Source organism: Pseudomonas wayambapalatensis, from assembly GCF_049942315.1.
GTDB lineage: Bacteria > Pseudomonadota > Gammaproteobacteria > Pseudomonadales > Pseudomonadaceae > Aquipseudomonas > Aquipseudomonas wayambapalatensis.
The window spans coordinates 1-9,515 of sequence record NZ_JBNFMU010000025.1 but is presented as its reverse complement, the minus strand read 5'-3'; the positions used below and the strand labels follow the sequence as shown (position 1 = coordinate 9,515).

Here is a 9,515-nt window from a genome sequence, read left to right as displayed (position 1 = left end):
CCCCCCCCCCCAAGGCCACACCGACCCGCACTTCAGGGCCGACACCCAGGCTCACCAGGTGGCGGGCGAGGCGGTTGGCGCGGGCGTTGAGGGTGGCGTAGTCCAGTTGCTCATCGCCCCAGATCGCCGCCAACGCCTGCGGTGTGCGACGTACCTGGGCTTCGATCAGGCGGTGGATGCACTGGCTGCGGTCGAAGTCCAGGCCGTTGGCGTTCCACTGGCGTTCGATGCGCTCGCGCTCGCTGTCCTCGAGCATCGCCAGCTCGCCGACGCGCTGCTCCGGCGCTGCGACGATCGCCTGCAACAGGTTCAGCCAGTGCTGCGACAGGCGCTCGATGGTCGCTGGCAGGAACAGGTCGGTGGCGTAGGTCCAGATCGCCGACCAGGCCGTACCCGACTCGAAGGTATTGAGGGTCAGGTCGAACTGCGCGGTGTGGCTGTCCCACGCCAGCGCCTCGACCTGCAGGCCCGGCACCTGGGCCATGGACGCCTCGGCGGCGCGCTCGCCCTGGTGGTTGAACATCACCTGGAACAGCGGGCTATGGCTCAGGCTGCGCTCAGGGTGCAGGGCCTCGACCAGTTGCTCGAACGGCAGGTCCTGGTGGGCCTGCGCTTCCAGGGCGCTGTGGCGGACCTGCTCGAGCAGGTGGGTAAAGGCCATGCCTGGCTCGACCTCGGCGCGCAGTACCTGGGTGTTGACGAAGAAGCCGATCAGGCGCTCGGTCTCCAGGCGGTTGCGGTTGGCCACCGGCACGCCGACGCGGATATCACCCTGGTCGCTGTAGCGGTGCAGCAGCACCTGGAAGGTGGCCAGCAGCAGCATGAACGGCGTCACCCGCAGCTCACGCGCCCGCTGTTGCAGGCCCAGGGCCAGGTTGTCCGGCAGCGCCAGCGCAAGCTGCGCGCCACGGAACGACTGTTCGGCCGGGCGTGGGTGATCGGTGGGCAGTTGCAGGAACTGCTCGCCGGCAAGGCGTTCGGTCCAGTAGCCGAGCTGACGCTCGCGCTCGCCGGCCTGCATCCACTGCCGCTGCCAGATCGCATAGTCGGCGTATTGCAGCGGCAGCACCGGCAGCGTGGGCGCTTCGCCCTGGCTGAAGGCCGCATAGCATTGCACCAGCTCCTCGACCAGTACCTGCATCGACCAACCATCGGAGACGCTGTGATGCTGGGTGACGACCAGCACATGGTCGTCCTGCGCCACACGCAGCAGGCGCACACGCAACAGCGGCCCGTGCTCCAGATCGAACACCTGCGCCACCTCGGCCTGCACCCGTGCGGCCAATTCGGCCTCGGCGACCGTTTCGATCGGCAGCGCCAGCGGTGCGGCGGCGTGGATGCGCTGCTGAGCACCCTCGGGCGCCTGGACGAACGTGGTACGCAGCGACTCGTGACGCGCCAGCAGGCTGTCGAAGCTGCGCTGCAAAGCGGCCACATTCAGCGCGCCGCGCAGGCGCAAGGCGCTGGGGATGTTGTAGGCGCTGCTGCTCGGGTCGAGTTGCCAGAGGAACCACTGGCGCTCCTGGGCATAGGACAGCGGCGCCAGCTCGCCACGCACTGTCGGCAGCAGCGCAGGCTGTGCGGTGTCTGCGCTTGGCGTGAGGCTGGCGACGAACGCCTGCAGGGTGGTCTGCTCGAACAAGGTGCGCAATGCCACCTGCAGGCCCAGGCCGTGACGCAGGCGCGACACCACCTGGGTGGCCAGCAGCGAATGCCCGCCCAGGGCAAAGAAATCGTCCTGCAGACCGACCCGCTCGACCTCCAGCACCTGCTGCCAGATTTGCGCCACTTGCTGCTCCAGCGCCGTGCGCGGCGCCTGGTAATCCTCCTGGCGCAGGGTCGGCGCCGGCAGCGCCGCGCGGTCGAGCTTGCCGTTGAGGGTCAGCGGCAGGCTGTCCAGGCACAGGATATGCGCTGGCAGCATGTACTCCGGCAAGTCGGCCTTGAGGCCGCTGCGCAGGCGCTCGACCAGCGCCGACGCCTCGCCGCTGCCCTGCTGCGCCACCACATAGGCCACCAACTGCGTACCGGCACTGCCGTCGCGAGCGAGCACCACCGCCTCGCGCACGCCCGGCAGTTGCAGCAAGCGGGCTTCGATCTCGCCCAGCTCGATACGGAAACCACGAATCTTCACCTGCTGGTCGATACGCCCGACGTATTCGATCACCCCGTCGTTGCGATAGCGCGCCAGGTCACCGGTGCGATACAGGCGCCCGCCATTGCCGAACAGGTCGGGCACGAAGCGCTGGGCGCTGAGGTCACTGCGGCGGTGATAGCCGCGCGCAAGGCCGGCACCGCCGACGTACAGTTCGCCGATGCATCCCGGCGCGACCGGCTCCAACTGGCCGTCGAGCAGGTACCAGGACAGGTCGGCGATCGGCTCGCCGATCGGGCTGCTGGCCTCGCCTTCGAGATCTGCCGGGCTCAGCGGACGATAGGTGACATGCACGGTGGTTTCGGTGATGCCGTACATGTTCACCAGGCGCGGCCCCTGCGCAGCGAAATGCTCGTACCACGGGCGCAGCGCCTGCACGTCCAGGGCCTCGCCACCAAAGATCACCTGGCGCAGGGCACTCAGTTCGGCGGCGTCACGGGTGCAGGCCACCTGCATCAGTTGCTTGAACGCCGAAGGGGTCTGGTTCAGTACCGTGACGCCCTCGCGGTGCAGCAGCGCGTGGAAATCCTCGGTGCTGCGGCTGGTCTCGTGCGGCACGATCACCAGTCGCCCGCCATGCATCAGGGCGCCGAAGATCTCCCACACCGAGAAGTCGAAGGCGTAGGAGTGGAACAGGGTCCAGACATCGTCGGCACCAAAGTCGAACCAACGCTCGGTGGCAGCGAACAGGCGCATGACATTGTCGTGGGGCAGCAGCACGCCCTTGGGCTGGCCGGTGGAACCGGAGGTGTAGATGACATAGGCGAGCTGGCGCGGGTCGCAAGCCAGTTGCGGCGCGCCGGGGTCGGCAAGCGGCTGTGGCGACAGCGGCTCCAGCATCAGCTGGCGCACGCCCTCGGCCCCCTGCACACCTGCCGCCAGGTGCGGCTGCACCAGCAGCAGGGCGATGCCGCTGTCGGCCATCATGTAGGCCAGGCGCTGGGCTGGCGCGCTGGGGTCCATGGGCACATAGGCAGCACCAGCCTTGAGCGTGGCGAGAATGGCCACGATCATTTCCAGGCTGCGCTCGACCACCAGGCCGACCCGTACCTCAGGGCCGACACCCTGCGCCAGCAGGCGGTGAGCCAGGTGGTTGGCCTGGGCTTCGAGCTGGCCGTAGCTGAGCTGGCGATCATCCAGTGTGACCGCGATGGCCTCGGGGCGCAGGCGCGCCTGCTCCTCGATGCGCTGGTGAATGCACTGCTGCACGGGATACTTGGCCGGCCGTGGATTCCACTCGGCGATGATGTCCGCGCGCTCCTGTGCATCGAGCAACGGCACCTGCACCAGGGGCGTATCCGGCGCTGCAACCATCTGCCCGAGCAGTTGCAGCCAGTGCCGCGCCATGCGCTCGACAGTGGCCCGCTCGAACAGGTCGGTGGCGTAGGTGAAGGCTGCCGACAGCTGCTCGCCCGCCTCGGCGGTGTCCAGGGTCAGGTCGAACTGCGCGGTGACCGTGCGTACGTCCAGCCCCTCGATGTGCAAGCCCGGCAGGCGCAGCGCCGAGGCGCCATCGCCACCGAGGTGGTTGTGCATGACCTGGAACAGTGGGTTGACCCCGGCACTGCGTTCCGGCGCCAGGGCTTCGACCAGTTGCTCGAACGGCAGCGCCTGGTGGGCCTGGGCGCCGAGCACCGCCGCACGCACCTGCTGCAGCAGTTCACGGAAGGAATTCTGCGGGTCGATGCTGACATCCAGCACCTGGGTGTTGATGAAGAAGCCGATCAGCGCCTTGGTGTCGGGGTGCTGACGGTTGGCCACCGGCACACCGACGCGGATCTCGCGCTGGCCGCTGTAGCGGTGCAACAGCAACTGGAAGCTGGCCAGCAGGACCATGAACGGCGTCATCCCCTGCGACTGGGCAAGGCTGCGCAGGGCTCGCTGCAACTCGACCGGCAGCGCCACCGCCAGGCGTTCGCCGCGATGGCTGGGCTGCTGCGGGCGCGGGTGATCGATCGGCAACTCCAGCACCGGCTGCTCACCGCCCAGACGCGCGGTCCAGTAGCCCAGCTGGCGCTCGCTCTCCCCTGCCTCCATCCAGGCCTGCTGCCAGATCGCGTAGTCGGCGTACTGGATCGATGCCGTCGCCAGCGCAGGTTCACCGCCACTGCTGAAGGCCGCATAGGCGTGTACCAGTTCCTCGACCAGCACCTGCATCGACCAGCCGTCGGAGACGATATGGTGCTGGGTCATCACCAGTACATGGTCGTCATCGGCCAGACGCAGCAGGTCGACCCGCAGCAGCGGGCCTTGTTGCAGATCGAACAGCGCCTGGGTACGGGCCTCGACGAAGTCGCGCACGGCCTGCTCGGTATCGGCGCTGGCATCGGCCGGCAGGTGCTGCAGCGGCAGCTCGAAGGCCGACGCAGCAGGCTCGATCACCTGGCGCACGCCCTCGGCCGTCTCGACGAAGCGCGTACGCAACGACTCGTGCCGCCCCAGCAACCATTGGAAGCTGCGCGCCAGTGCCGGCACATCCAGCGTGCCTTTCAGGCGCAGGGCACTCGGGATGTGGTAGGCACTGCTGTGCGGCTCCAGTTGCCAGAGGAACCACTGGCGCTGCTGGGCGTACGACAGCGGGATAACATCGAGGCCTTCACGGGCCGCCGGGATCGGCAACTGCCCCAGGGTCAGGCCCTTGCCGGCCAGCTTTTCCAGGAAGGCCCTGCGCTGTGACAGCGGCAACCTGATGAATCGCTGAACCAGCGCGATGTTATCCATTACAGCCATCTCAGTTCGTCTCCAACTCGGTGAGGAAGTCATGCATATCGCTCAGATCCTGCTCGAGATCGGTGGTCCGCAACCCTTCCAGCGCTTGCGCATAGCCCTGCAGGTCGTCGGCCTGGAAGATCAGTTCCAGTGGCACCTGTACCTGCAGTTGCGCCTGTGCGGCCGCCGTGGCTTGTGTCGCCAGCAGCGAATGCCCGCCCAGTTCGAAGAAGTTGTCGTCACGCCCTAAGCGGTCGACCTTCAGCACCGCAGCCCAGATATCGGCGATGGCGCTTTCCAGCTCGCCTTGCGGCGCGCGGTAGTCGCGTTGCATCAGGCTGGCATCCGGGGCCGGCAGGGCCTTGCGGTCCAGCTTGCCGTTGGGTGTCAGGGGCAGTGCGTCGAGGAAGACCAGATAGGTGGGGACCATGTAACCCGGCAGTGTCTCCTTAAGACGAACGTTGAGCTGCTCGCGCAATTTAGCCTCGCCGAGCGCCAGGCCCTGCGCGCTGGCCAGCACGTAGCCCACCAGCTGTGGGCCACCGACGCCGGGACGGGCCAGCACCACGGCTTCACGCACACCGTCCTGAGCCTGCAGGCGCGCCTCGATCTCACCCAGTTCGATGCGGAAGCCGCGGATCTTGACCTGGTGATCGACCCGTCCCAGGTAGTCGACCACACCGTCGGCGCGCTGGCGCACCAGGTCGCCACTGCGGTACAGGCGCGCGCCCGGCACACCGTAAGGGTCAGGCACGAAGCGCTCGGCCGTGAGCGCGGCGCGGTGCAGGTAGCCGCGCGCCACCCCCGTGCCGCCGAGGTACAGCTCGCCCGCGACACCCTGGGGCAGCAACGCCGCCGAGTCGTCGAGCACATAGGCACTGCGGTTGCCGATGCGGCTGCCGATCGGCGCATAGGCCGCCTGGCAACGTTCGGCGCGGTCGGCTTTCCAGATCAGCGGGGTGACCACGGTTTCGGTCGGGCCATAGCCATTGATGATGTGCTCAGGCGCAAGCACGGCCTTGACCAGTTCGAACGAGGCTTCCGGCACCGCGTCGCCACCGAAGCAGTAGATGCGCACCGGCGGCGGGTTGCCGTGCTCGCGCACGTGCTCGGCCAACTGCTGCAGGTACACCGGCGGGAACGCGGCAACGGTGACGCCATGCCGGTGCATGGCCGCACAGGCCTGCTCGGCGGTCCACAGCTGCGGGTCACGAATCAGCAGGCGGCCGCCATGCAACAGGCAGGTCAGCCAGCGTTCATGGGCACCGTCGAAGGCGAACGACATGAAGTGCAGCTCGCAGTCACGCGCGCTCATGGCGTAGCGCTCACCAATCGCCAGGCAGTGCATGGCCAACGGGCCATGGGCCACGGCGACGCCCTTGGGCTGGCCGGTTGAGCCGGAGGTGTAGATCACGTAGGCCAGGCCCTCGGCGTGCACCGGGCGCTGCGGCGCGCTGCTCGGCAGTGCGGCGCTGGCCAACTGGTCGATGCACAAGGTCGCCACGGTTTGCGCAGCGGGCAGGCGCGCCAGCAACTGCGAATGGGTGAGCAACAGCGCCATGCGCGAGTCCTGCATGAGGTAGGCCAGGCGCTCTTCGGGGTACTCCGGGTCGAGCGGCACATAGGCTGCGCCAGCCTTGAGCACCGCCAGCAACGCGACCAGCATCTGCGGGCCACGCTCCAGCGCCACACCCACCAGCGCCTCGGCGCCCAGCCCTGCCTCGATCAACCCGTGTGCCAGGCGGTTGGCCTGCTGGTCGAGCTCGGCATAACTCAGTTGCTGCTCGCCGAACAACACCGCCACCGCCTCCGGCGTGCGCTGCGCCTGGGCCTCGAACAGCTGGTGCACTGCACGTGGCGAATCGAAGCGTGCATCGACGTGGTTCCACTGCTCCACCAGTTGCGCACGCTCCTGCCCGGTGATCAGTTCCAGCGCGCCAATGGCCTGGCCCGGCGCCGCCTCGAGCAGTTGCTCGAGGACCTGGCGCAGGTGCCCGGCGATCTGCACGATGCGCGCATCGTCGAACGCTTCGCGCAGGTAGCTGTAGTGCACCTGCAGGGTCTGCTCCAGGGCGATGGCCAGGGTCAGCGGGTAGTTGGTGCGCTCGTGGCTGTCGATGGCGCCGAAGCCCAGGGCGGGCACCTCGGCCTGGCGCAGGGCCTCGGCCACCGGGTAGTTCTCGAACACCACCAGGGTGTCGAACAGCGCCTCGCCGCCCTGCCCGGCCCAGCGCTGGATATCGTACAGCGCGGTGTGCTCGTGCTCGCGCAGGGCCAGGTTGTGCTGCTGCAGCTCACCGAGCCACTCACCCAGCGCCTGCTCGGCACGCACCTGCGCCACCACCGGCAGGGTGTTGATGAACAGCCCGACCTGGCGTTCGATACCGACGATCTCCGCCGGACGCCCCGAGACGGTGGCGCCGAAGCACAGCGCCTGCTGACCGGTGTAGCGCTGCAGGAGGATCAGCCAGGCGCCCTGCAGCAGGGTGTTGACGGTCACCTTGTGACGGCGCGCCAACTCGCCCAGGCGCTGGGTGAACGCGGCATCGAACTGCTGGTAGTGGTCGCCAAACGGCGCTTGCGCCACGGCTTCGCGGCGCACGAAGGCCTGGGCCAGCCGGGTCGGGGCCTCGAGCACACTCAGTTGCTCGGTCCAGAAACGCTCGCTCAACCCGGCATCCTGGGCCTGCAGCCAGGCCAGGTAATCGCGGTAGCGGCCAACATGGCCGACCTCGCGGCGCGCGGCGTAGCGCTGCAGAACCTCGCCCAGCAGCTGCGAATTGCTCCAGCCGTCGAGCAGGATGTGGTGGTGGGTGTAGATCAGGTGATGACGGTCATCAGCCGTACGCACCAGCACCAGGCGCAGCAGCGGCGCACGGGCCAGGTCGAAGCCCTGGGCCTGTTCCTCGGCCGCCAGGCGGTCGAGGGCGGCGGGCAGGTCCTGGTCGCCGCGCACATCAAGCACGCGGAACGGCACCTCGACCTGCTTGTGCACCAGTTGCAGCGGACGCTCCACATCGCCCTGCCAGAGGAACACGCTGCGCAGGCTGTCGTGGGCGTCCAGCGCCTGCTGCCAGGCCTCGCGGAAACGCGCAGGGTCCAGGCCGTCGATGTCCACCCGCATCTGGTTCACGTAGTCGCTGGCGTCCTGCTGGTACAGGCTGTGGAACAGCATGCCCTGCTGCATCGGCGACAACGGCACGATGTCTTCGATCTGCCGCGCGGCGACCGGCAGCGCATCCAGTTGCGCCTGGGCCAGCGGGTAGAGCGGGAAGTCCGAGGGCGTCACGCCCGCTTGTCCGGGCTGGCAGCAATGCTCGACCAGAGCCTGCAACTGCTCGGCGAAATCGCTGGCCAGGGCCTGCAGGGTGGCGTGGTCGAACATCTGCGTGCTGTAGGTCCAGCTCAGGTCCAGTTCGCCGTCGTACACCTGGCCGTTGATGCCCAGCCAGTTGGCCAGCGGCGCCTGCGCGCTCTGCTCGGCACCGCTGGCCTCGCCGCTCGGGCTGAACAGCGCGCCGTCGTCGGCCTGGAAGCTGCCATCGAACTGGCCCAGGTAGTTGAAGGTCACCCGTGCCACCGGCAAGGCCTGCAACGCTTCACGGGTCGAGGCGTCAGCGAAGCGGCGCAAGGCGCCGAAACCCAGCCCTTTGTTGGGCACCCCACGCAACTGCTCCTTGATCTGCTTGAGCGAGTCGCCCAGCGCTTCGGCCGGGGTCAGGCACACCGGGAACACGCTGGTGAACCAGCCCACGGTGCGGGTCAGGTCGAGGTGCTCGGCGAGCTCTTCGCGGCCATGGCCTTCGAGCTCCACCAGCACGCTGCCCTGCCCGCTCCAGCGGCACAGGGTACGGGCCAGGGCGGTCAGCAGCAGATCGTTGACCTGGGTGCGATAGGCAGCGGGCGCTTCCTGCAGCAGGCGTTGGGTGGTGGTTTTGTCCAGTCGCGTATGGACCATCGCCGCATGGGCGTTGTCCAGCACCGCCGTTGGCGCGGCGCACGGCAACTCGGCGGCGCCCTGCAGGCGTTGCTGCCAGTAGCCCAGCTCAGCGCTGTGCTCGACGGCGTAACGACGCAATTGCTCGGCCCAGTCGCGCTGCGAGCTGGTCTTGCCAGGCAAGGCCAGGGGCTTGCCGCTGCTCAGTTGCTCGAAGGCCAATTGCAGGTCTTCGAACAGGATGCGCCACGACACCCCGTCCACCGCCAGGTGATGGATCACCAGCAACAGGCGCTGGCTGCCGTCCGGCAGATCGGCCAGCACGGCACGCAGCAGCGGGCCGTCGCCCAGCGACAGGCTGCGCTGGGCCGATTCGGCCAGGGCTTCCAGTTCGTCGGCAGTGTTCAGGGTGCGCTGCCACAGCAGCTCGGTCGGTTGCTCGCCAAGCTGGCGATACTGCGCCTGCCAGCCGCTCTCGCCTTCAGTGAAGCTCAGGCGTAGCGCATCGTGGTGCGCGACCAGTGCCTGCAGCGCCTGCTCCAGATAACCCGCGTGCAGCGGCTGGGCCGGCTTGAGCAGCACCGACTGGTTCCAGTGGTGACGCTCGGGGATGTCGGTATCGAAGAACGCCTGCTGGATCGGCAGCAGCGGCATCTCGCCAGTCAACGGGCCCTGCTCGATCAGTTGCGCGCCCTCGCCTTCCTGGGCCACGGT

Annotated in this window: 2 protein-coding genes; both read right to left on the bottom strand. The window is 68.2% G+C overall.

Translation table 11 applies throughout. From position 1 onward, the window contains the following. Positions 1-4,876 (bottom strand): amino acid adenylation domain-containing protein (locus ACPZMI_RS00395; RefSeq protein WP_426351444.1); only part of this gene is annotated, 4,876 nt, incomplete at its 3' end. 10 nt (positions 4,877-4,886) lie between these two features. Then, on the bottom strand, positions 4,887-9,515 hold a 4,629-nt coding region (locus tag ACPZMI_RS00390), incomplete at its 5' end, for an amino acid adenylation domain-containing protein (protein ID WP_426351443.1).